Genomic DNA, 20,639 nt, shown 5'->3' with positions numbered 1-20,639 from the left:
AGCTGAAAGGCCGTGGCGCTCAGGGATAGAGCGCCTCGAGACGAAAGCCGGCGACCGGCGGCATCGAAGCCGCCTCGTCGCCGCTGAGGCGAAGAGCCAGCGAGGCCGAGCGCTCGGCGTGCGCCGGCAGCACCGCCGGCGCACCGAAATCGGAAGGCATGAGCACGCGCCGCACCACGGCCCGCTCCTGGGTATCGAGCAGCGACAACTCCACCGCGGGCATCGCCAGCGGCAGGGTCGCGCTGTTGCGCACCGTGAAGCCGAGGTGGAAGCCGTCGCCCTCCTTGTCGCGCGCGAACGAGGCGCCGTCGATCTTGATGTCGTTGATCTGCCGCAGGGCGGTCAGCGTGCAGCCGGTGACGCGGCACAGGCCGTCGAGCAGCGGCCGCAAGGCGGGCTGGCGGGCCGCGATCAGGTCGCGCTCCTGATGCAGGACCTGCGCCAGCAGCAGCAGTGCGGCCAGCACGGCGGCAACGACCAGCGAGCGTCGCACCGCGGGTCGCCGCCAGCCGATCGGGGCTTCGTCGATGCCCAGGAAGGCCGGCAACGGCTCGGCGTCCAGCGCGGTCGCGGATGCCGCATCGGCTCTGCCCGCTGCCGGCTCGGGCTCGCTCGCGGCCTGCACCACCGGCGCGACCTCGGCCACGGCAGCGGCAGCGGCAGCGGCCTGCTCCTTGGCTTTCGCGCGGGCGATCTTGGCCGACTTGATGCGGGCGCGGCGCAGCGCCTTCTCGAGTTGCATGTGGCCGCTGTCGTCGGCCTCCGGCGGCGTGACCGCGCTCGCCAAAGTGGCAGGACGCGACGGCAGCGTGAGGTCGATGTCCGGGAAGGCCAGCGGCGGCGGCACGGGAGGCCGCACGGCCGTGCGCCCCTGGTCGCCGAGCAGCAGCGAATCCGCATCGGGCCACGACATGGGTCTCGGAGCAAGGAAGCCGTCAGAGGGGGCCAGCGGTGCCGGGCCCGACGCCTGTTCGTCGTCGAAGAAGTCGGTCTCGGCGATCGCTTCCGCAGGAGCGTCGGCCGTTTCGGCTGCGGTGGCCGCCGGCGGCTCCGGATCGGTGTGCGGCGGCGGCTCGCCCGGCTCCGGCGCCGCGACCGCAGGACTGGAGGAGGCCGGCGGTGTTTCCTGCAGGTCGATGGTGGCGTCGAACACCTGGCTGCAGCGTCCGCAGCGAACCCACCCGTCCGAGATGCGAAGCTGGTCCCGCACCACCTTGAAAGTGGTGTCGCACGCGGGGCAGCGGGTGACCAGGCTCATGTGGCGCCGATTGTATTGTTGCCGGAGGCAACAGCCTCGGCGTTCTACAGCCTTGCGGTCATCAGGATCCAGCCGTCCTCGCTGTCGCTGACCTCCAGCGCCGCGTAGGGCGCATAGGCGGCCTTCAGCTCGTCGGCCTGGCGCTCGAGGATGCCGGCCAGCACCAGCGCGCCGCCCGGCGCGACATGTGCGCAGAGCAGCGGAGCCAGCACCTTGAGCGGTGTCGCGAGGATGTTCGCCAGCACGACGTCGTAGCGGCCGGCCGATGCATCCGGCAGGCCGGCCTTGAGCCGGACGCCGTTGGCGTCGGCATTGAGGCCGGTCGACTCGACCGCGGCCGGATCGATGTCCACCGCGTCGATGTCGGTGGCGCCGTGTTTCGCCGCGCCGATCGCGAGAATGCCCGAGCCGCAGCCGTAGTCGAGCACACGCTGGCCGGCCAGGCCGCCGCGCGTGGCGATCCAACGCAGGCACATGCGCGTGGTCGGATGCGTCCCGGTGCCGAAGGCCAGCCCGGGATCGAGCCGGATCACCTGGCGCGCCTGCGCCGGCGGCTCGTGCCAGGTCGGCACGATCCAGAACTCGGGGGTGATCTCGACCGGCGCGAACTGCGACTGCGTCAGCCGCACCCAATCCTGCTCCGGCACCTCGGCCAGGCCCAGCAGGCGGCACTCGGCGAAGAAGTCCTGCGCCTCGAGCAGCGCCGCTGCTTCGCGCGCCAGGGCCTCGGTCGCGAACAGCGCGATCACGCGCGACCGCTGCCAGCCATCCTTCGGCGGCGGCATGCCGGGCTCGCCGAACAGGGCCTGCTCGGCGTCGGTTTGCGCGTCGGCATCCTCGACCGACACGCTGAGCGCATCGAGCGCGTCGAGCGCCTCGCTGACGGTCTCGACCAGGTCTTCAGGCGCCAGCAGGCGGAGTTCGAACATGGTTGATTCGCCCGCTCAGCGCTTGTGCGCAGCGAGCCACTCTTCCAGATAGTGGATGTTGGTGCCGCCACCCATGAACTTGGCGTCGACCATCAGCTCGCGGTGCAGTGCGATGTTGGTCTGGATGCCCTCTATCACGGTCTCGTTGAGCGCCGTGCGCATGCGCGCCATGGCCTGCTCGCGGGTATCGCCGTAGACGATGATCTTGCCGATCATCGAGTCGTAGTTCGGCGGCACGAAGTAGTTGGTGTAGACGTGGGAATCCACGCGAACGCCCGGCCCGCCCGGCGGGTGCCACATCGTGATGCGCCCCGGCGAGGGCGTGAACTTGTAGGGGTCCTCGGCGTTGATGCGGCACTCGATCGCATGGCCGCGGACCTCGATCTGGCGCTGGGTGAACGGCAGCTTCTCGCCCGCCGCCACCATGATCTGCGTCTTCACGATGTCGATGCCGGTGGTGAACTCGGTCACCGGATGCTCCACCTGCACGCGGGTGTTCATCTCGATGAAGTAGAACTCGCCGTTCTCGTAGAGGAACTCGAAGGTGCCGGCACCGCGGTAGCCGATCTTCTTGCAGGCCGCCGCGCAGCGCTCACCGATCTTCTCGATCAGCTTGCGCGGGATGCCCGGCGCCGGCGATTCCTCGATCACCTTCTGGTGGCGACGCTGCATCGAGCAGTCGCGTTCGCCGAGGTACACCGCGTTCTTGTGCTTGTCGGCGAGGATCTGGATCTCGATGTGGCGCGGGTCCTGGAGGAACTTCTCCATGTAGACCGCCGGATTGTTGAAGGCCGCGCCGGCCTCCGCCTTGGTCATCTGGATCGCGTTGACCAGCGCCGCCTCGGTGTGCACCACCCGCATGCCGCGCCCGCCGCCGCCGCCCGCGGCCTTGATGATGACCGGGTAGCCGATCGCCCGGGCGATGCGCTTGTTGGTGGCGGCGTCGTCGGAGAGCTCGCCCTCGGAGCCCGGCACGCAGGGCACGCCGGCCTTGATCATGGCCTGCTTGGCCGACACCTTGTCGCCCATGATGCGGATCGATTCGGGCGACGGGCCGATGAACTGGAAGCCGCTCTGCTCCACCCGCTCGGCGAAGTTGGCGTTCTCGCTCAGGAAGCCGTAGCCCGGATGGATCGCCTCCGAGTCGGTCACTTCGGCCGCCGAGATGATGGCGGGCATGTTCAGGTAGCTCTGCGACGACGGCGCGGGGCCGATGCATACCGCTTCCTCGGCCAGCTTGACGTACTTGGCATCGCGATCGGCTTCGGAATAAACCATCACCGCCTTGATGCCGAGTTCGCTGCAGGCGCGCTGGATTCGCAGCGCAATCTCGCCGCGGTTGGCGACCAATATCTTCTTGAACATGCTCACTCGATGATGAACAGCGGCTGGCCGTATTCGACGGCTTGGCCGTTCTCGCCGAGGATCTGGGTCACGGTGCCGGACTTGTCGGCCTCTATCTCGTTCAGGATCTTCATCGCCTCGATGATGCAGACCGTGTCGCCTTCCTTGACCTGGCTGCCGATCTCGACGAAGGCAGGAGCGCCCGGGCTGGAGGAGCGGTAGAAGGTGCCGACCATCGGCGATTTGATCGCGTGGCCGGTGGCGGCGGCCGCGGCCGGCGCGGCGGCGGGCGCAGCAGCCGCCGGGGCGCCAGCGGCCGGCTGGGCGCCGGTCGCGGCCGGCGCAGACAGCGTCTGGACATATTGGACCGGCGCGGCGACACCACCCTTGACGATGCGGACCTTGCCTTCGGCTTCGGTGATTTCCAGTTCGGAAATGTTGGATTCGGACACCAGGTCGATCAGTGTCTTGAGCTTGCGTAGATCCATGGGACTCCAGCGCCGGCTTTGCCGGTCATTTGAATGTAACTCGCCTGAAGATCCGGTTATTTCGGCGTTTCAACGCCAACTACCGGATTTGTAGGGGCTGGATTCTAGCCGCGAACTAGGCCCGTCGCCATGCTTGAAGATCGCCGGCGTCGAGCTTTCCCATTTTACGCGCCGCGATCGAGCCGCCGGCATCGATCACGAGGGTGAACGGCAGGCCGCCCGCCGTGTTGCCCATCTGCTTGACCAGTTCGGTGCCCTGCAGCCCGGCCAGCCCGATCGGGTAGCTGACCGGCGTCTTGGTAAGGAACTTGCGCACCGCACTGGGCTGATCGATGGCCAATCCGACAACTTGCCATCCGTTGGCGGCATTTTCGCGAAAGAAGGCGTCGATCATCGGCATTTCCTCGACGCAGGGCGGGCACCAGGTGGCCCAGAAATTGACCACCAGCGGCTTGCCGCGGAGACTTTCGAACACCACCTCGCCGCCCTCGGGCCGCTCGAAACGCTGGGCCCAGAAGGCCGCGTCGAGCTTCTCGCCGCCGCCCGCGCCGCGGCGCTGGGTCCACCAGGCGCCGCCGACCCCGGCGGCCGCGGCGATCAGCGCCACGCCCCCATAGAGCCAGCCTCGGCGCGTCGAGCTCGAAGTCATCCGTTGTCCTTTTCTTTTTCCATCAGCCGCCGCAGCGCCGCCAGGTTGCCGCGCGGCACCCGACCCTGGGTGTCGGGCTTCAGCGCCCCGCGCAGGTCGTCCAGGTCGTAGACCAGCAGATGGACGCCGATCTCTTCGCCCAGCGCGCGGCTGGCGGCATGCACGCTGAGCGCCTCGACCTGCTCGCCGTGGAAGCCGGTGACCATCCGCGGCTCGTAGTCGACGTGATGATCGATCAACGCGATCTCGGCCGACTTGGAGTCGTCGCAGAACAGCTGGATATAGATGTCCGACAGCCGCGTCGCCGTGCCGTGCCAGACGGCGCCGCCGACATGGGGACGGAACTGCGCCATGCGCTCCATCCATTCGAGCGCCAGCAGGCGCAACGCATGCAGTTCTCGCGGCTGGGTGTCGGCGCAGTAGAGCTGGATGTAGTCGCGGACCTCGGCCTCGACTTCGTCGTTGTTGGGCAGCGCGGTGCGCGCGGGCAACCCGAGATCGCGCACCGCCCGGCGCTTGGCGGGTCCGTATTCGAGCCCCTCCTCGACCACGAGGCGGGCCGCGGTGGCGGCAATTTCCTGCTTCGACGTGTCCATCGGTCCATTTTGCCCGGACTGCGCGGCTTGCAGGTGAATGGCCCCTGCGGATCCCCGGACCGCCGCCGGCCGCTCCCAAGGCGGTCCGCGCCCCCTCGGGAGGCAGCGAGTACACGAAGTGACGGAGCGTGGGGGCTCCTAGAATCCACCGATGCACATTCACATTCTCGGCATCTGCGGCACCTTCATGGGAGGGGTGGCGGCACTTGCGCGCGAAACCGGCCATCGGGTGACCGGCTGCGACGCCGGCGTCTATCCGCCGATGAGCGACCAATTGCGCTCGCTCGGCATCGAGCTGATCGAGGGCTTCGGCGCCGACCAGCTGGCGCTCAGGCCGGACGTCTTCGTCGTCGGCAACGTGGTCTCCCGGGCCCGGCTGGCGGATGGCAGCCCCAAGTTCCCGCTGATGGAGGCCATCCTCGACGCCGGCGCGCCCTATACCAGCGGTCCGCAGTGGCTGGCCGAGCAGGTGCTGCAGGGACGCCACGTGATGGCGGTCGCCGGCACCCACGGCAAGACCACCACCACCTCGATGCTGGCTTGGATCCTCGAGCGCGCCGGCCGGGCGCCGGGCTTCCTGGTCGGCGGCGTGCCGCTCGACTTCGGCGTCTCGGCCCGGCTGGGCGCCGATGCGGCGGCACCCTTCGTCATCGAGGCGGACGAATACGACACGGCGTTCTTCGACAAGCGCAGTAAGTTCGTCCACTACCGCCCTCGCACCGCGATCCTGAACAACCTGGAATTCGACCACGCCGACATCTTCGACGACCTGGCGGCGATCGAGCGGCAGTTCCACCACCTGGTGCGCACGGTCCCGGGCCAGGGGCGGGTGGTGGTCAACGCCACCGAGGACAGCCTGCAGCGCGTGCTTGCCCAAGGCTGCTGGAGCGAGCTCGCGCGCTTCGGCGCCGGCGGCGAATGGCAGGCCGCGGGCCCGCACGACGCCTTCGACGTGCTGCGCGGCGGCGAACGGGTCGGGCGGGTCGAATGGGCGCTGTCGGGTCTGCACAACCAGATGAACGGGCTGGCGGCGATCGTCGCCGCCGAGCATGTCGGCGTCGCGCCGGCCGAGGCCGCCGGCGCGCTGGCGAGCTTCCGGAACGTGCGGCGGCGCATGGAACTGCGCGGCAGCGTGGAACGCGCCACGGGGACGATCACGGTCTACGACGACTTCGCCCACCATCCGACCGCGATCCGCACCACGCTCGACGGCCTGCGCCAGAAGCTCGATGCCGCCGGGCGCCGCCAGGACCGCATCCTCGCGGTGTTCGAGCCGCGCAGCAACACGATGAAGCTCGGCACCATGGCGGCCCAGCTGCCCTGGAGCCTGGAGGCCGCCGATCTGTCGTTCTGCCACAGCGGCGGCCTCGACTGGAATGCGGGCGCGGCCCTGGCACCGATGGGCGCGCGGGCCCGGGTGGCGAATGCCATCGAGCCGCTGGTCGCGCAGGTCGCGGCGGCGGCGCAACCCGGAGACCACATCGTCTGCATGAGCAACGGCGGCTTCGGCGGCGTGCACGACAAGCTGCTTTCGGCGCTGCGCGCGCCACAATGAGCGGCTTATGCGCGCCCGCCAACTGATCGAGACCCTGCAGCTGCAGCCCCACCCGGAGGGCGGCTGGTACCGCGAGATGTTCCGCTCGTCGGCGCAGGTGCTGCCGGCCGACGGCCGGGCGGCGCGCGATGCGCTGACCACCATCTACTTCCTGCTCGAAGCCGAACAGCATTCGCGCTGGCACCGGGTGCAGTCCGACGAGGTCTGGATCCATCTCGAAGGCGCGCCGCTGGCACTGTGGACCAGCGACGCGGCGCTGCGCACGCCGCCCGCCCACCTGCGGCTCGGCCCGGTCGACGTCCACGGCACCCGGCCCCAGCACACCGTGCCGGCCGGCCAGTGGCAGGCGGCGCGGCCGATCGTCGGGCCGGGGGGACCCGACTACACACTGGTGAGCTGCACCGTCGGACCCGGCTTCGACTTCGACGACTTCGCCTTCATGCAGCCCGATGGCGACGAGGCGGCGCTGCTGCGCCACCACTGGCCGGACCTGGCGGCGCTGATCTGATCGAGGCCGGCGCCGGGCGGCCCTTCACTTCCGGCGCTTCTTGACCGCCTGCGAGAGGATCTCCAGGACCTCTGTCGAATCGTCCCAGCCCAGGCAGGCATCCGTGATGCTCTGGCCGTATTCGAGCGCGTCGATCGGGTCTTTGCCGGGCGTGAACTTCTGCGCCCCGGCTTTCAGGTGGCTCTCGACCATCAGGCCGAACACGCTGTGGCTGCCGCCCGCGACTTGGTCCGCGATATCGCGCGCGACCTCGATCTGCTTCTGGTGCTGCTTGCTGCTGTTCGCGTGGCTGCAGTCGACCATCAGCTTGGGCGGCAGCTTGGCCGCCTCGAGATCCTTGCAGGCCGCCGCGACGCTGGTGGCGTCGTAGTTGGGCGCCTTGCCGCCGCGCAGGATGACGTGGCAATCGCGGTTGCCGTTGGTCTGGACGATCGCCACCTGGCCGTTCTTGTGCACCGACAGGAAGTGGTGGCCGCGCGCCGCCGCCTGGATCGCATCGGTGGCGATGCGGATGTTGCCGTCGGTGCCGTTCTTGAAGCCGATCGGCGCCGACAGGCCAGAGGCCAGTTCGCGGTGCACCTGGCTCTCGGTGGTGCGGGCACCGATCGCGCCCCAGGAGATCAGGTCGCCGATGTACTGGGGCGAGATCACGTCCAGGAACTCGCTGCCGGCCGGCAGGCCCAGGCGGTTGATGTCGATCAGCAGCTGGCGCGCGATCCGCAGGCCCTCGTCGATGCGGAAGCTCTCGTCGAGGTAGGGGTCGTTGATGAGCCCCTTCCAGCCCACCGTGGTGCGCGGCTTCTCGAAGTAGACCCGCATCACGATCTCCAGCGTGCCGGCGTACTTCTCGCGCTCGGCCTTCAGGCGGCGCGCGTAGTCGAGCGCGGCGGCCGGATCGTGGATCGAGCACGGGCCCATGATCACCAGCAGGCGGTCGTCCTTGCCGGCCATGATCTTGTGGATCGCGTGGCGGGTGCGGGTGATCAGCGATTCGACCGGCGTCCCGGCGATCGGGAAGAAGCGGATCAGATGTTCGGGGGGAGGCAACACAGTGATGTCCTTGATGCGTTCGTCGTCGGTCCGGCTGGTTTTCTCGACGTTCGCGTACCAGGTGTCGCTGGGCGGGGCGGCTTTCGTGCTCATGTGTGCTTCCTTGGAGGGGTCTGGATGTCGGTGGGGCAAAAAAAAACCGCCGGTGCTTGGGGCACCGGCGGTTTTGGGAGGTTCTGCTGTCTGCTTGCTTTACGCGCGCACCTCTCGTCCGCCGGAGACCGGGAACCAAAAGAAGGCAAAGTAATAAGCGCGAGCTGCGGACATGGGGGTGGAATGTAGCACAGGCAGCGCGTTCACGGCTGCATTTACGAATCGGCGAAGGGATTTAGTCAGTTGAGGACAGAGCAAAAATTGCTACGCAATCTCTTGATCTGTCCCGCAAGGTCTCAGGCTGTACCGCCGACCGTCAGGCCGTCGATGCGCAATGTGGGCTGGCCGACGCCCACGGGCACGCTCTGCCCTTCCTTGCCGCAGGTGCCGACCCCCGAATCGAGCGCCATGTCGTTGCCGATCATGGTCACGCGCGTCAGCGCATCGGGGCCGTTGCCGACGATCGTCGCGCCCTTGACCGGGTATTGGATCTTGCCGTTCTCGACCCAGTAGGCCTCGCTGGCCGAGAACACGAACTTGCCGCTCGTGATGTCGACCTGGCCGCCGCCAAAATTGGTGGCGTAGAGGCCCTTCTTGATGCTGGCGACGATTTCTTCCGGCACCCGGTTGCCGCCCAGCATGTAGGTGTTGGTCATGCGCGGCATCGGCGCGTGGGCATAGCTCTCGCGGCGGCCGTTGCCGGTGGGTTTGGCCTTCATGAGGCGGGCGTTGAGCGAGTCCTGGATGTAGGCCTTGAGGATGCCGTCCTCGATCAGCACGTTGCGCTGGGTCGCGTTGCCTTCGTCGTCGACATTGAGCGAGCCACGGCGGTCGGCGATGGTGCCGTCGTCGAGCACGGTCACGCCCTTGGCCGCGACGCGCTCGCCGATGCGGCCCGAGAAGGCGCTCGAGCCCTTGCGGTTGAAGTCGCCTTCAAGCCCGTGGCCGATGGCCTCGTGCAGCAGGATGCCGGGCCAGCCCGGGCCGAGCACGACGGTCATCTCGCCGGCCGGTGCCGGGCGCGAATCGAGATTGGTGAGGGCCGACTTGACCGCCTGGTCGACGTACTCGGCGATGTGCGCGTCGTCGAAGTAGGCCAGGCCGAAACGGCCGCCGCCGCCGCCGGAGCCGACCTCGCGGCGGCCGTTCTGCTCGGCGATCACGGTGACCGACAGCCGCACCAGCGGCCGCACGTCGGCCGCCAGGGTGCCGTCTGCGCGCGCCACCAGTACCACGTCGTATTCGCTCGCCAGGCCGGCCATGACCTGTGCCACCCGCGGGTCGCGCGAGCGGGCCAGCTGCTCGACCTTCTCGAGCAGCTTGACCTTGGCCGTGCTGTCCAGGGTCGAGATCGGGTCGATGCCGTCGTAGAGCGAGCGGCTGCCGGCGATCTTGCGCGCCGGCGCCTTGACCCGCGCGGTCTTGCCGGCGGAGGAGATGCTGCGCACGGTGCGTGCGGCATCGAGCAGCGAGGCCTCGGAGATGTCGTCCGAATAGGCGAAGGCGGTTTTTTCGCCGCTGACCGCGCGCACCCCGACGCCCTGGTCGATGCTGAAGCTGCCGGTCTTGACGATGCCCTCTTCGAGGCTCCAGCCTTCGCTGCGCGTGTACTGGAAGTAGAGATCGGCGTCGTCCACCTTGTGCGCCTTGATCTCGGCGAGCGCACGCGACAGGTGCGATTCGTCGAGACCGAAGGGCGTGAGCAGGAGGTTCTGCGCCGTGGCGAGGCGCTCGATGGTGGGTTCGCGAGAAATCATCAAGGCATTCTAGGAGCGGAATGCCAGAAGGACGTCAGCTCTGGATCAATCGCTTGGCGCGGGATATGGACATCAGGATGCCCAGCCCCAGCCCCAGGGTGACCATCGCAGTGCCGCCATAGCTGATGAAGGGCAGCGGCACCCCCACCACCGGCAGGATGCCGCTCACCATGCCCATGTTCACGAAGGCGTAGGTGAAGAAGATCATGGTGACCGCGCCAGCCAGCAGACGGGAGAACAGGGTCGGCGCGTCGAGCGCGATCGCCAGGCCGCGGAAGATCAGGAAGATGAAGGCGGCGATCAGCGCCAGGTTGCCGGCCAGGCCGAATTCCTCGGAGTAGGCGGCGAAGATGAAGTCGGTTGTGCGCTCGGGGATGAACTCGAGGTGGGTCTGGGTGCCCTGCATGAAGCCCTTGCCGCCGACGCCGCCGGAGCCGATGGCGATCATGCCCTGGATGATGTGGAAGCCCTTGCCGAGCGGGTCCTTGGTCGGGTCGAGCAGCGTGCAGACGCGCTGCTTCTGGTAGTCGTGCAGGATCTTCCAGTCGAAACCGTTGGCGCACAGCTGGGACTCGAAGCCGACGATCAGCGCCACCACGACCAGGCCGATCACCACCGGCGGCAAGATCAGCTTCCACGACAGGCCGGCGAAGAAAATCACGGACAGCCCGGTGGCCAGCACCAGCAGCGCGGTGCCGAGGTCGGGCTGCTTCATGATCAGGCCGACCGGCACCGCCAGCAGCAAGGTGGCGACGATGAAGTCGAGCGGCCGCAGCTGCCCCTCACGGCGCTGGAACCACCAGGACAGCATCAGCGGCATCGCGATCTTGAGGATCTCGCTGGGCTGGATCACGACGCCGACATTGATCCAGCGCTGGGCGCCCTTCTTGGTGATGCCGAACAGCGCCACCGCCACCAGCAGCGCCACGCCCAAGGTGTAGATCGGCACCGCGGCCATCATGAGGCGCTGCGGCGGCACCTGGGCCACCACGAACATGATGAAGGCGGCCAGCAGCATGTTGCGGCCGTGGTCGACGAAGCGGGTGCCATGGTCGTAGCCGGACGAATACATGGTCAGCATGCCGGCACAGCCCAGCAGCAGCACGGCGAAGGCGAGGAAGCCGTCGAAGCCCTGGAACACGGGCAACACGCGCCGTGCGAGCGAAGGTTGATTGAAGACGGCCGACATGGGGTGGGGATTATCGCCGCCCGAGGCCCTCCGGATGGGCCCCAGGGCCAATTCCGGCCCCGGTTCCGGATAATCGCGGCATGCCGCCCACCACCCACCTGCTCTATCTCCACGGCTTCCGCTCCTCGCCCCGGTCGACCAAGGCCAGCCAGATGGCGCAGCGCGTGGCCAAACTGCACCCGAACCTGCATTGGTGGTGCCCCCAGCTGCCGCCCTCGCCGCGCGAGGCGGTCGCGCTCGTGATGCGGGGCATCGCCGGCTGGCCGCGCAGTTCGATGGCGGTGGTGGGCTCGTCGCTCGGCGGCTTCTACGCCACATATGTAACAGCCACAACCTATTGCCGGGCGGTGCTGCTGAACCCGGCGGTCGACCCGGCGCGCGACCTGGTGCGTCACATCGGCGACCAGACGCTCTGGCACGACCCGTCCGAGCATTTCCACTTCCGTCCCGAATACATCGCCGAGCTGCGTGCGCTCCAGGTAGGGCCGCTGGACCGGCCGGAGCAGGTCTTCGCGGTCATCGCCAAGGGCGACGAAGTGCTCGACTGGCGCGACATGTCGGACCGCTACCCGGGCAGCCGGATCAAGCTCCTCGAAGGCGGCGACCACGCGCTGTCGGACTTCGAGGCCCAGCACCTGGACGAGGTTCTGGCCTTCATCGACCCTGTCTGAGCGGCCTGCGCCGCTGCGCATGGGAGAATCCGCGCCATGTTTGTATTGTTCGAAGAAGCCGGCAAATACCTGGGCGGCCGCGTCCTGTCGGAGGCCGAAGCCTCGGCCCAGGTCGAGCTCGAGACCGGCAAGCGGGTCAAGGTCAAGAGCGCCAATATCGTGCTGCGCTTCGAGAAGCCGGCGCCGGCTGAGCTGATCGCAGAGGGCCGCGCGCTCGCCGCCACGGTCGACCTCGACCTCGCCTGGGAATTCGCGCCCGAGGGCGAATTCGGCTTCGACGAGCTGGCCACCGAGTATTTCCAGGCCCGTCCGACGCTGGTCCAGCAGGCCGCGGCGCTGCTGGCGCTGTTCGACGCCCCGCACTACTTCCGCCGTGCCGGCAAGGGCCGCTTCAAGAAGGCGCCGGCCGAGATCATCCAGCAGGCGCTGGCCGCGATCGAGAAGAAGAAGCTGGTGCAGGCCCAGATCGCCGAATGGGCGGGCCAGCTGGCCGCGGGCGTCTGCCCGGAGCCGGTGCGCGAGCAGCTGTTCAAGATCCTGTTCAAGCCCGACAAGAACGCGCCCGAATACAAGGCGGTCGTCGACGCCGCCCGCGCCACCCAGCGCCCGCCGCTCGAGCTGCTGAAACAGGCCGGCGCAATCGACTCGGCCTACCAGTTCCACTGGCGCCGCTTCCTGTTCGAGAACTTCCCGAAAGGCACCGGCTTCCCGGCGCTGCAGGCGCCGGCGATCGCCGACGAACTGCCGCTGGCGGACGTGCAGGCCTTCTCGATCGACGATTCGCAGACCACCGAGATCGACGACGCCCTGTCGGTCCAGGGGCTCGGCAGCGGCACCGTGGTGGTCGGCATCCACATCGCGGCGCCCGGGCTGGCCCTGGTGCCGGGCAGCGCCATCGACCAGGTGGCGCGCGCGCGCATGTCGACGGTCTACATGCCGGGCCACAAGATCACGATGCTGCCCGACCACGTGGTCGAGGCCTACACGCTGCAGGAAGGGCGCGACTGCCCGGCCGTCTCGCTCTACGCGACCTTCGACGAGGCGACGCTGGCGCTGCAGGGCACCGAGACCCGGCTCGAGCGGGTGCCGATCGTGGCCAACCTGCGCCACGACCAGCTCGACAGCGTGATCGACCAGGCCTGGCTCGAAGACCCGTCGGCCGGCGGTGCGGAAACGCCGGCGGCGCTGGCGCCGCTGCGCGCGCCGCTGTCCTTCCTGTTCCGCCTGGCGAAGCAGCTGAAGGCACAGCGCGAGGTGGTGCGCGGCAAGCCCGAGAACTTCAGCCGGCCCGACTACACCTTCCGGCTGCTCGGCAACGACGGCGAGCCGACCGGCAACGAGCAGGTGCAGATCGGCACCCGTCAGCGCGGCGCGCCGCTCGACCTGATCGTCTCCGAGGCGATGATCCTGGCCAACAGCAGCTGGGGCGGATGGCTCGGCGAGCTCGGCGTGCCCGGCCTCTACCGCAGCCAGGCCAGCCTGGCGCCCGGCATCAAGGTGCGGATGGGCACGCGGGCACTGCCGCACGCGGGCCTCGGCGTGAAGAGCTACGCCTGGAGCACCTCGCCGCTGCGCCGCTACACCGACCTCGTGAACCAGTGGCAGATCATCGCGGCGGCGCGCCACGGCAAGACCGCCGCGCTGGCGGCGCCGTTCAAGCCCAAGGACGCCGACCTGTTCTCGATCCTCTCGGGCTTCGATGCCGCCTACAGCACCTACAACGGCCACCAGGGCGGCATGGAACGCTTCTGGACCCTGAAGTACCTGCAGCAGGAAGGCATCACCGAGCTCGAGGCGGCCCTCATCAAGGAACTGCCGAACGGCGCCCTGGCGCGGGCCGACCAGCTGCCGCTGGTGTTCGAGGTGACCGGCACGCAAGGCCTGCAGCGCGGCGCGCGAGTGCGGGTGCGGCTCGGCGAGATCGATGAGATCGCGCTCGACGTCCACGGCACGGTCATCGAACGGCTCGATGCCGCACCGGCCGATGCGGCCGCCGACGACAGCGGCGAGGACGAGGAAGAAGTCGCCGGGCCGATCGCCATCGCGGTCGACCTCGCCGACAGCGAGGCCGCTCCGGAGAACGCACCGGCATGAACCTGCGCGACCTCAGCACGCTGCAGATCGCGCTCGGCCTGTCGGTCGCCGCGCATGCCGCCTTGCTGGCGGTCCGCTTCGTCGATCCGGAGTCCTTCAACCGGGTCTTCCAGGAAACGCCGCTCGAGGTGATCCTGGTCAACGCCCGGACCAACGAGCGGCCCGACAAGGCCCGCGCGATCGCCCAGGCCTCGCTGGCCGGCGGCGGCGACCTCGACCGCGGTCGTGCCACCAGCCCGCTGCCGCCCTCCACCTTCACCGCCATCGGCGATTCGATGGAGGACGCCCAGCGCCAGGTCGAAGCCATGCAGCAGCAGCAGATGCTGCTGCTGGCCCAGATCAAGCAGCAGCTCGCCAACATGCCGCTGCCCGATCCGCGCGCCAAGGGCAACCCGAGCGAGAGCGCGGCACGCGAAGAAAAACGTCGCCAGCTGGTCGAGCTGCTGGCAGAGATCGAGCGCCGCGTCAACGAAGAGAACGCGCGGCCCAAGAAGCGCTACATCAGCCCGGCCACGCGCGAGGCGGCCTACGCGGCCTATGTCGACGCGCTGCGCCGCAAGATCGAGGTGCGCGGCACCGAGAACTTCCCCGAATCGGCGGGCAAGAAGCTCTACGGCGAGCTGACGATGATGGTGACCGTCAACCACGACGGCTCGATCCTCGCGACCGACATCGTCGAGGGCTCGGGCGACCGCACGCTCGACCGCCGCGCCCAGGCGATCGTTCGCAGCATCGGCAGCTTCGGCAAGTTCACCGATGCGATGCGGCGCCAGACCGACCAGATCGTGCTGCCGTCGCGCTTCAAGTTCACCCGCGACGAGACGCTGGAGACCCAGCTGTCGTCCAGACAATGAGCGACCGACGATGACCGACCTGTATTGCGTGATGGGCCACCCGGTCGAACACAGCCGCTCGCCCTGGATCCATGCCCGCTTCGCCGAGCTGACCGGACAGCAGCTGGAATACGGCCGCCGCCTCGCGCCGCTGGACGACTTCGCCGGCGCGGTGGCGGCGTTCCGCGCCCAGACCACGGGCACGGCGCGCGGCTGCAACGTGACGGTGCCGTTCAAGTTCGAGGCCGCGGCGCTGTCGCAGCACCTGACGCCGCGCGCGGCACTGGCCCAGGCGGTCAACGTGCTGAGCTTCCGCGACGACGGCGTGCACGGCGACAACAGCGACGGCATCGGGTTGGTCAACGACATCCGGGTCCACGCGGGCGTCACGCTGGCGGACAGCGAGCTGCTGCTGCTGGGCGCGGGCGGCGGCAGCGCGGGCGTGCTGGGGCCGCTGCTCGAAGCCGGACCGCGCCGGGTCGTGGTGGCGAACCGCACGCTGTCCAAGGCGATCGCGCTGGTGCAGCGGCATGCGGCGCTGGCCTTGCAGCATGGGGTCACGCTCGAGGCACAGGCGCTCGACAGCGTGCCGGGCCGCTTCGACGTGCTGGTGAACGCGACCGCGTCGAGCCTGTCCGGCGGCGAGGTGCCGGTGCCGGCCAGCGTGCTGAAGCCCGGCGCGCTGGCGGTCGACATGATGTATGGCGCCGCCGCAGCGGGCTTCATGGACTGGGCCCGCGCCCACGGCGCGGTGCCGCGCGACGGCCTCGGCATGCTGGTGGAGCAGGCCGCCGAGGCCTTCGAGATCTGGCGCGGCGTGCGGCCGCCGACCGCCCCGGTACTGGCCGAGCTGCGCGCCCTCGTCGAGGCCAAGTGATCGCCGCCCTGCGCTGGCTCGGCTGCGTGCTGATCGCGGCCTTCGCGCTGCAGCTCTTCTTCATCCTCCGGATCGCCGCGATGGCGGTGATCGATCCGCAGTCGACGACCTTCCAGCGCTCCGAGGCCTGGCAGCTCGCCACCCAGGGGCGCAGCAACGGCGAGCGCGAATGGCGGCAGCAGTGGGTGCCCTACAGCCGGATCTCCGACAGCCTCAAGCGCGCCGTGATCGCCAGCGAGGACAGCGAGTTCATCTACCACCAGGGCGTGGAGTGGGAGGCCATCGAGCGGGCCCGGCAACGCAATGCCAAGGCCGAGGAGATCGCCGCCAGACGCGCCGCCCAGATGCGCGCGCGCGGCAAGGAACCGCGCCCGGCGCCATTGCGCGGCGGCTCGACCATCACGCAGCAGCTGGCCAAGAACCTGCTGCTGTCGAGCGAGCGCACGATGCTGCGCAAAGGGCAGGAGCTGCTGCTGGCTACCGCGCTCGAGACCTTTCTGAGCAAGGAACGGATCCTCGAGATCTACCTCAACAACGTCGAATGGGGTGAAGGCATCTTCGGTGCCGAGGCGGCGGCGCAGCACTACTTCAAGAAGCCCGCGGCACGCCTCGGCGTCAACGAGGCGGCCCGGCTGGCCGTGATGCTGCCGAGCCCGAAGTTCTTCGAGCGCCGGCAGGGATCGGGCTATCTCGCGAGCCGCACGGCGACGATTGCCGCACGCATGCCGTCGGCGGAATTGCCGTGAGGACCGCCCCGTATCATCGGGACCATGTTGCTTGCAAAGTTCACGGGGTGGGGATTGCTGGGCCTGATCCGGCTGCTCACCGGCGCCCAGGCGCGCTGGTGGGGCTGCCCGCCCAAGGCCGAGCAGCGCATCTACTTCGCCAACCACCAGAGCCATCTCGACCTCGTGATGATCTGGGCTGCCCTGCCCGAGGAACTGCGCGGCATCACGCGGCCGATCGCGGCGCGCGACTACTGGGCCAACACGCCCTTCAAGCGCTGGATCACGACCGAGGTGTTCCATGCGATCTATGTCGAGCGCGGCGGCGGCGCGCCGGTGGTGCCGCCGGCACCGCCCGAGCCACCGCCCGCGGTCCGTATCGAACCCTCGCTCGACGAGGCGCCTGTCGCATTCGCCGCGGCCGAGCCCGCCGGCGCGCAGTTCGAGATTCCGCTGTCGCAGCCGGCCTCCGAACCGGAGCCTTCGCCGCTCGCGCCGCCAGGTAGCGATGAAGCGCTGGCGCCGCTGCAGCCGCTGATCGAAGCGCTGCAGGGCGGCTACTCGATCATCATCTTTCCCGAGGGCACGCGCGGCCACACGGGTGAACCGCAGAAATTCAAGTCGGGGCTGTTCACGCTGGCCCAGATGTTCCCCGAGGTCGTGCTGGTGCCGGCCTGGATCGACAACGTGCAGCGCGTGATGCCAAAAGGCGAGGTGGTGCCGGTGCCGATCCTGTGTTCGGTCACTTTCGGCGCGCCGATCGAGCTCGAGGAGGGCGAGGAACGCCGGCCCTTTCTCGACCGGGCGCGCGAGGCCGTGGTGGCGCTGCGGAACGTCTAGATGAACAACTACCTGCGCAGCCTTTCCCCGACGCACCAGGTCGCGGCCCTGTTCGTCATTGTCTTCGGCCTGCTGTTCATCGTCAGTACCGTCGCCTTCCTGCTGAGCTTCAAGGAGCGCCGCAACCCGGTCCACGACGAGATCTGGCAGCGCGAGCTGCGGCATTTCCGCGCGCTGCTGAACACCACCTGGTTCATGGTGGTGGTGTTCTGGATCGGCTGGGCCCTGGGCGAACGGGTGGCGACCCTGCTGTTCGCACTGATCGCCTTCCTGGCGCTGCGCGAGTTCATCACGCTCTCGCCGACCCGGCGCGGCGACCATCGCAGCCTGATCCTGGCTTTCTTCGTGGTGCTGCCGATCCAGTTCTGGCTGGTGGCGACCGCCCACTTCGACCTCTTCACGGTGTTCATCCCGGTCTACGTGTTCCTCGCCATCCCGGTCGTGAGCGCGCTGGCCGACGACCCGAGCCACTTCCTCGAGCGCAACGCCAAGCTGCAATGGGGCATCATGGTCTGCGTCTACGGCATGAGCCACGTGCCGGCCCTGCTGCTGCTGTCCTTTCCGGGCTACGAGGGCAAGAGCGCCTTCCTGGTCTTCTTCCTGGTGATCGTGGTCCAGAGCTGCATGCTGGTGCAGCACCTGGTGTCGCGACGCAAGGCGATGCCGGACGAGGGCGCGCCGGCAGCCGAGCGCATGCCGGGCCTGCTGGGCGCGATCCGGCATCGGCTGTTCATGCAGCCGCCCTTCGCCCCGAACGTCAGCCGCAGCTTCAACTGGACCAGCTGGGCGCTCGGCATGGCGATCGCGGGCGTGGTCGGCGGCCTGTTCTCCTTCATCACGCCGTTCAAGTTCGGCCAGGCCTTCGCGATGTCGCTGATCGCCTGCGTGGCCGGCTCGATGGGCCATCTCGTGATGAAGGCGCTCAAGCGCGATCGCGGCATTCCGAACTGGGGCCGGCGCGGCGTCGGCGTGACCGGTGCCAACGGCCTGCTCGACCGGGTCGATGCGCTGTGTTTCGCGGCGCCCGTTTTCTTCCACGCCGTGCGCTGGTACTTCCAGGTGTGATGAAACTCCCCCAAGCTTCGCGCACTTCGTGTCGCTTCGCCAACCCCCTCAAGGGGGCGCACCCAGCGGCCCGGCAAAGCCGGTTCCGCGGGTGCCCTGGCATGGCCTGCTCCGCGGCCGTTCGATCGGTGAGCGTGCTTCGGTTTCGGGCAATGCTGGCGGCACCGTACGCCATGGAGAGTTGAGATGCGCATCCTCGGCATCGACCCCGGACTGCAGACCACCGGCTTCGGCGTGGTCGACGTCGACGGCCACGCGCTGCGCTATGTCGCCAGCGGCACCATCAGCACCCGCCACCTCGGCACCGGCGAGCTGCCGGCGCGGCTGAAGGTGCTGTTCGACGGCATCGGCGAACTGGCGGCGCGCTACCAGCCCGACGCGGCCGCGGTCGAGATCGTCTTCGTCAACGTCAATCCGCAGTCCACGCTGCTGCTGGGCCAGGCCCGCGGCGCCTGCCTCACGGCCCTGGTGACCCGCGATCTCGCGGTGTCGGAATACACGGCACTGCAGATGAAGCAGGCCGTGGCGGGCCACGGGCGGGCCGCCAAGGCGCAGGTCCAGGAGATGGTCAAGCGGCTGCTACATCTGCCGGGGCTGCCGGGCAGCGATGCGGCCGACGCACTCGGCATCGCGATCACGCATGCCCACGTGGGCGCGTCGCTGGCGCGGCTCGGGCAGGCGACCGTGCTGGGGCGCAGCACGAGTGGGCGCTATCGGGACGGCCGGACGCGCTGAGATCTGATCAGTTGAGGACAGAGCAAAAACTGCTGCGCAGTTTCTTGATCTGTCCCGCAAGGTCTCACGAGGTCGAGGACAGAGCAAAAACTGCTGCGCAGTTTCTTGGTTTGTCCCGCAAGGTCTCACGAGGTCGAGGACAGAGCGAAAACTGCTGCGCAGTTTCTTGGTTTGTCCCGCAAGGTCCCAGGAAGTCCCGCAAGGTCCCAGGAAGTCCCGCAAGGTCTCAGAAGGCCCGCTCGGCGATCAGCACCGCAAAGAAACCGAAGGCCGCCAGCAGCGTCCACTTGAGCACGATCCAGCCGAAGCGCCGGTACTTGAGCTGCCCGGTGCCGGCGTAGAACGCGAACGAGACGCCGGCCACCAGCAGCAGCAGCAGGATGGCCCAGCGGAACAGCAGCATCGGCGCCGCTGCGCTACCAGGCGCGCGCGACTTCGGCGAAGCCGGCCGGGGCCCGCTTCTCGTCGTCGAAGGTCACGACCTCGTAGGCATCCGGATGGGCGAGCAGCTCGCGCAGCAGCTTGTTGTTGAGCGCATGGCCGGAGCGAAAGGCGCTGTAGGCGGCCAGCAGGGGCCGCCCGATGACGTACAGGTCGCCCATCGCGTCGAGGATCTTGTGCTTGACGAATTCGTCGTCGTAGCGCAGCCCGCCGGCATTGAGCACCTTGGTGTCGTCCATCACGATCGCGTTGTCGAGCCCGCCGCCGAGCGCCAGGCCCTTGGAACGCATGTACTCGACTTCCTTGGTGAACCCGAAGGTGCGCGCGCGTGCGATGTCGCGGCTGTAGGAGCCGCTGCCGAGGTCGAACTCGACCCGCTGGCCGGTCGAGTTGACCACCCGGTGGTCGAAGTCGATCTCGAAACTGAGCTTGTAACCATGGTAGGGCTCGAGCCGCGCCCACTTGGCATCCGCGCCTTCGCCTTCGCGCACTTCGACCGGTTTGTTCACCCGGATGAAGCGCCGCGGCGCCGCCTGCGGCTGGATGCCAGCGCTCTGCAGCAGGAAGACGAAGGACGATGCCGAACCATCGAGGATCGGCACCTCGTCGGCCGTGATGTCGATCAGCAGGTTGTCGATGCCCAGGCCGGCGCAGGCCGACATCAAGTGCTCGACGGTCTGGACCTTGGCGCCGCCCGCCGAGACGGTCGACGCCAGCCGGGTGTCGGTCACCGACTCGGCCGTCATCGCGATCTCGACCGGCTCCGGCAGGTCGACCCGGCGGAACACGATGCCGTGGTCGACCGGTGCGGGCCGCAAGGTGAGCTCGACCCGCTGGCCGCTGTGCAGCCCCACGCCAACGGCGCGGGTGATCGACTTGAGGGTTCGTTGGGACAGCACGGAGGGCATTTTAGAGGCGCGCGCCGTCCGCAGCGCCGCACGC

The 20,639-nt window shown here is 68.6% G+C and carries 21 protein-coding genes; 10 read left to right on the top strand and 11 right to left on the bottom strand.

The window, feature by feature from the left end; translation table 11 throughout:
• Positions 1-19 precede the first annotated feature (19 nt).
• The 6 genes from QZH52_RS26895 to QZH52_RS26870 form a co-directional block, all read right to left on the bottom strand.
• Entirely contained in the window at positions 20-1,258 is a 1,239-nt protein-coding gene (locus QZH52_RS26895; protein ID WP_301813767.1) for a zinc-ribbon and DUF3426 domain-containing protein, read from the bottom strand.
• A 44-nt stretch (positions 1,259-1,302) separates the two neighbouring features.
• Positions 1,303-2,187 carry a 50S ribosomal protein L11 methyltransferase gene (prmA, locus tag QZH52_RS26890; protein WP_301813766.1) on the bottom strand — a complete coding sequence of 295 codons (885 nt, stop codon included), beginning with the start codon at positions 2,185-2,187 and terminating at the stop codon, positions 1,303-1,305.
• A 15-nt stretch (positions 2,188-2,202) separates the two neighbouring features.
• A complete protein-coding gene (gene accC / locus QZH52_RS26885; RefSeq protein WP_286523824.1) occupies positions 2,203-3,552 on the bottom strand; it encodes an acetyl-CoA carboxylase biotin carboxylase subunit in 1,350 nt (449 codons plus the stop codon).
• A gap of 2 nt (positions 3,553-3,554) precedes the next feature.
• Entirely contained in the window at positions 3,555-4,019 is a 465-nt protein-coding gene (accB, locus tag QZH52_RS26880) for an acetyl-CoA carboxylase biotin carboxyl carrier protein (protein ID WP_301813763.1), read from the bottom strand.
• Positions 4,020-4,134: 115 nt separating this feature from the next.
• A complete protein-coding gene (locus QZH52_RS26875; protein ID WP_301813761.1) occupies positions 4,135-4,668 on the bottom strand; it encodes a TlpA family protein disulfide reductase in 534 nt (177 codons plus the stop codon).
• Positions 4,665-5,264 carry a hypothetical protein gene (locus QZH52_RS26870; RefSeq protein WP_301813759.1) on the bottom strand — a complete coding sequence of 200 codons (600 nt, stop codon included), beginning with the start codon at positions 5,262-5,264 and terminating at the stop codon, positions 4,665-4,667. Before QZH52_RS26870 ends, QZH52_RS26875 begins: the two co-directional genes overlap by 4 nt.
• Before the next feature lie 151 nt (positions 5,265-5,415).
• On the opposite strand from QZH52_RS26870, the gene mpl reads away from it, so the two are divergent.
• Both mpl and QZH52_RS26860 read left to right on the top strand, forming a co-directional pair.
• A complete protein-coding gene (mpl, locus tag QZH52_RS26865) occupies positions 5,416-6,819 on the top strand; it encodes a UDP-N-acetylmuramate:L-alanyl-gamma-D-glutamyl-meso-diaminopimelate ligase (RefSeq protein WP_301813757.1) in 1,404 nt (467 codons plus the stop codon).
• Between the two features lie 7 nt (positions 6,820-6,826).
• On the top strand, positions 6,827-7,327 hold the full coding sequence (locus QZH52_RS26860) for a cupin domain-containing protein (protein WP_301813755.1): 501 nt from the start codon (positions 6,827-6,829) through the stop codon (positions 7,325-7,327).
• Positions 7,328-7,351: 24 nt separating this feature from the next.
• Here the strand turns inward: QZH52_RS26860 and QZH52_RS26855 are convergent, their stop codons facing one another.
• The 3 genes from QZH52_RS26855 to rodA all read right to left on the bottom strand — a co-directional run bounded on the left by QZH52_RS26855 (position 7,352) and on the right by rodA (position 11,416).
• Positions 7,352-8,470, bottom strand: a complete 1,119-nt coding sequence (locus QZH52_RS26855) for a 3-deoxy-7-phosphoheptulonate synthase (protein ID WP_301813754.1) — start codon at positions 8,468-8,470, stop codon at positions 7,352-7,354.
• Between the two features lie 296 nt (positions 8,471-8,766).
• A complete protein-coding gene (gene tldD, locus QZH52_RS26850; RefSeq protein WP_301813753.1) occupies positions 8,767-10,227 on the bottom strand; it encodes a metalloprotease TldD in 1,461 nt (486 codons plus the stop codon).
• 34 nt (positions 10,228-10,261) lie between these two features.
• The gene (gene rodA, locus QZH52_RS26845; protein WP_286533939.1) at positions 10,262-11,416 is read right to left on the bottom strand and encodes a rod shape-determining protein RodA; all 1,155 of its coding nucleotides are present in this window, start codon (positions 11,414-11,416) and stop codon (positions 10,262-10,264) included.
• Positions 11,417-11,496: 80 nt separating this feature from the next.
• Between rodA and QZH52_RS26840 the strand changes: the two genes are divergently transcribed.
• The 8 genes from QZH52_RS26840 (at position 11,497) to ruvC (ending at position 19,256) form a co-directional block, all read left to right on the top strand.
• Positions 11,497-12,087: a YqiA/YcfP family alpha/beta fold hydrolase gene (locus QZH52_RS26840; protein WP_301813750.1), complete on the top strand. Its 591-nt coding sequence runs from the start codon at positions 11,497-11,499 to the stop codon at positions 12,085-12,087.
• A gap of 36 nt (positions 12,088-12,123) precedes the next feature.
• Positions 12,124-14,181, top strand: coding sequence for a ribonuclease catalytic domain-containing protein (locus QZH52_RS26835; protein ID WP_301813748.1), 2,058 nt, complete (start codon positions 12,124-12,126; stop codon positions 14,179-14,181).
• Positions 14,178-15,035: an energy transducer TonB gene (locus QZH52_RS26830; RefSeq protein ID WP_301813747.1), complete on the top strand. Its 858-nt coding sequence runs from the start codon at positions 14,178-14,180 to the stop codon at positions 15,033-15,035. Before QZH52_RS26835 ends, QZH52_RS26830 begins: the two co-directional genes overlap by 4 nt.
• Before the next feature lie 10 nt (positions 15,036-15,045).
• Positions 15,046-15,891, top strand: a complete 846-nt coding sequence (aroE, locus tag QZH52_RS26825) for a shikimate dehydrogenase (protein WP_301813745.1) — start codon at positions 15,046-15,048, stop codon at positions 15,889-15,891.
• Positions 15,888-16,637 carry a transglycosylase domain-containing protein gene (locus QZH52_RS26820; RefSeq protein WP_301813743.1) on the top strand — a complete coding sequence of 250 codons (750 nt, stop codon included), beginning with the start codon at positions 15,888-15,890 and terminating at the stop codon, positions 16,635-16,637. The genes aroE and QZH52_RS26820 overlap by 4 nt, the downstream gene beginning before the upstream one ends.
• Before the next feature lie 27 nt (positions 16,638-16,664).
• A complete protein-coding gene (locus QZH52_RS26815) occupies positions 16,665-17,456 on the top strand; it encodes a lysophospholipid acyltransferase family protein (protein WP_301813806.1) in 792 nt (263 codons plus the stop codon).
• On the top strand, positions 17,457-18,521 hold the full coding sequence (locus QZH52_RS26810; protein ID WP_301813741.1) for a phosphatidate cytidylyltransferase: 1,065 nt from the start codon (positions 17,457-17,459) through the stop codon (positions 18,519-18,521).
• A gap of 186 nt (positions 18,522-18,707) precedes the next feature.
• The gene (ruvC, locus tag QZH52_RS26805; RefSeq protein ID WP_286533949.1) at positions 18,708-19,256 is read left to right on the top strand and encodes a crossover junction endodeoxyribonuclease RuvC; all 549 of its coding nucleotides are present in this window, start codon (positions 18,708-18,710) and stop codon (positions 19,254-19,256) included.
• A 226-nt stretch (positions 19,257-19,482) separates the two neighbouring features.
• Here ruvC and QZH52_RS26800 read toward each other — a convergent pair whose 3' ends face one another.
• Positions 19,483-19,659 (bottom strand): hypothetical protein, encoded by a 177-nt coding sequence (locus tag QZH52_RS26800; RefSeq protein ID WP_301813740.1) that lies wholly within the window; start codon positions 19,657-19,659, stop codon positions 19,483-19,485.
• Between the two features lie 13 nt (positions 19,660-19,672).
• Positions 19,673-20,596: a UDP-3-O-acyl-N-acetylglucosamine deacetylase gene (lpxC, locus tag QZH52_RS26795; protein WP_301813739.1), complete on the bottom strand. Its 924-nt coding sequence runs from the start codon at positions 20,594-20,596 to the stop codon at positions 19,673-19,675.
• Positions 20,597-20,639: the final 43 nt, after the last annotated feature.

Origin of the sequence: Variovorax ginsengisoli, assembly GCF_030486595.1 — a bacterium.
GTDB lineage: Bacteria > Pseudomonadota > Gammaproteobacteria > Burkholderiales > Burkholderiaceae_C > Variovorax > Variovorax ginsengisoli_B.
This window is presented reverse-complemented; position numbering and strand designations above follow the sequence as displayed.

Bases quoted from the DNA above. Each gene is read 5' to 3' on its own strand.
- ruvC (WP_286533949.1), top strand. From the start codon at position 18,708: ATGCGCATCCTCGGCATCGACCCCGGACTGCAGACCACCGGCTTCGGC.
- rodA (WP_286533939.1), bottom strand. From the start codon at position 11,416: ATGTCGGCCGTCTTCAATCAACCTTCGCTCGCACGGCGCGTGTTGCCC.
- accC (WP_286523824.1), bottom strand. From the start codon at position 3,552: ATGTTCAAGAAGATATTGGTCGCCAACCGCGGCGAGATTGCGCTGCGA.
- QZH52_RS26855 (WP_301813754.1), bottom strand. From the start codon at position 8,470: ATGAGCACGAAAGCCGCCCCGCCCAGCGACACCTGGTACGCGAACGTC.
- QZH52_RS26810 (WP_301813741.1), top strand. From the start codon at position 17,457: ATGAACAACTACCTGCGCAGCCTTTCCCCGACGCACCAGGTCGCGGCC.
- QZH52_RS26860 (WP_301813755.1), top strand. From the start codon at position 6,827: ATGCGCGCCCGCCAACTGATCGAGACCCTGCAGCTGCAGCCCCACCCG.
- QZH52_RS26830 (WP_301813747.1), top strand. From the start codon at position 14,178: ATGAACCTGCGCGACCTCAGCACGCTGCAGATCGCGCTCGGCCTGTCG.
- QZH52_RS26870 (WP_301813759.1), bottom strand. From the start codon at position 5,264: ATGGACACGTCGAAGCAGGAAATTGCCGCCACCGCGGCCCGCCTCGTG.
- QZH52_RS26895 (WP_301813767.1), bottom strand. From the start codon at position 1,258: ATGAGCCTGGTCACCCGCTGCCCCGCGTGCGACACCACTTTCAAGGTG.
- tldD (WP_301813753.1), bottom strand. From the start codon at position 10,227: ATGATTTCTCGCGAACCCACCATCGAGCGCCTCGCCACGGCGCAGAAC.
- QZH52_RS26875 (WP_301813761.1), bottom strand. From the start codon at position 4,668: ATGACTTCGAGCTCGACGCGCCGAGGCTGGCTCTATGGGGGCGTGGCG.
- mpl (WP_301813757.1), top strand. From the start codon at position 5,416: ATGCACATTCACATTCTCGGCATCTGCGGCACCTTCATGGGAGGGGTG.
- aroE (WP_301813745.1), top strand. From the start codon at position 15,046: ATGACCGACCTGTATTGCGTGATGGGCCACCCGGTCGAACACAGCCGC.
- QZH52_RS26800 (WP_301813740.1), bottom strand. From the start codon at position 19,659: ATGCTGCTGTTCCGCTGGGCCATCCTGCTGCTGCTGCTGGTGGCCGGC.
- QZH52_RS26835 (WP_301813748.1), top strand. From the start codon at position 12,124: ATGTTTGTATTGTTCGAAGAAGCCGGCAAATACCTGGGCGGCCGCGTC.
- prmA (WP_301813766.1), bottom strand. From the start codon at position 2,187: ATGTTCGAACTCCGCCTGCTGGCGCCTGAAGACCTGGTCGAGACCGTC.
- QZH52_RS26840 (WP_301813750.1), top strand. From the start codon at position 11,497: ATGCCGCCCACCACCCACCTGCTCTATCTCCACGGCTTCCGCTCCTCG.
- accB (WP_301813763.1), bottom strand. From the start codon at position 4,019: ATGGATCTACGCAAGCTCAAGACACTGATCGACCTGGTGTCCGAATCC.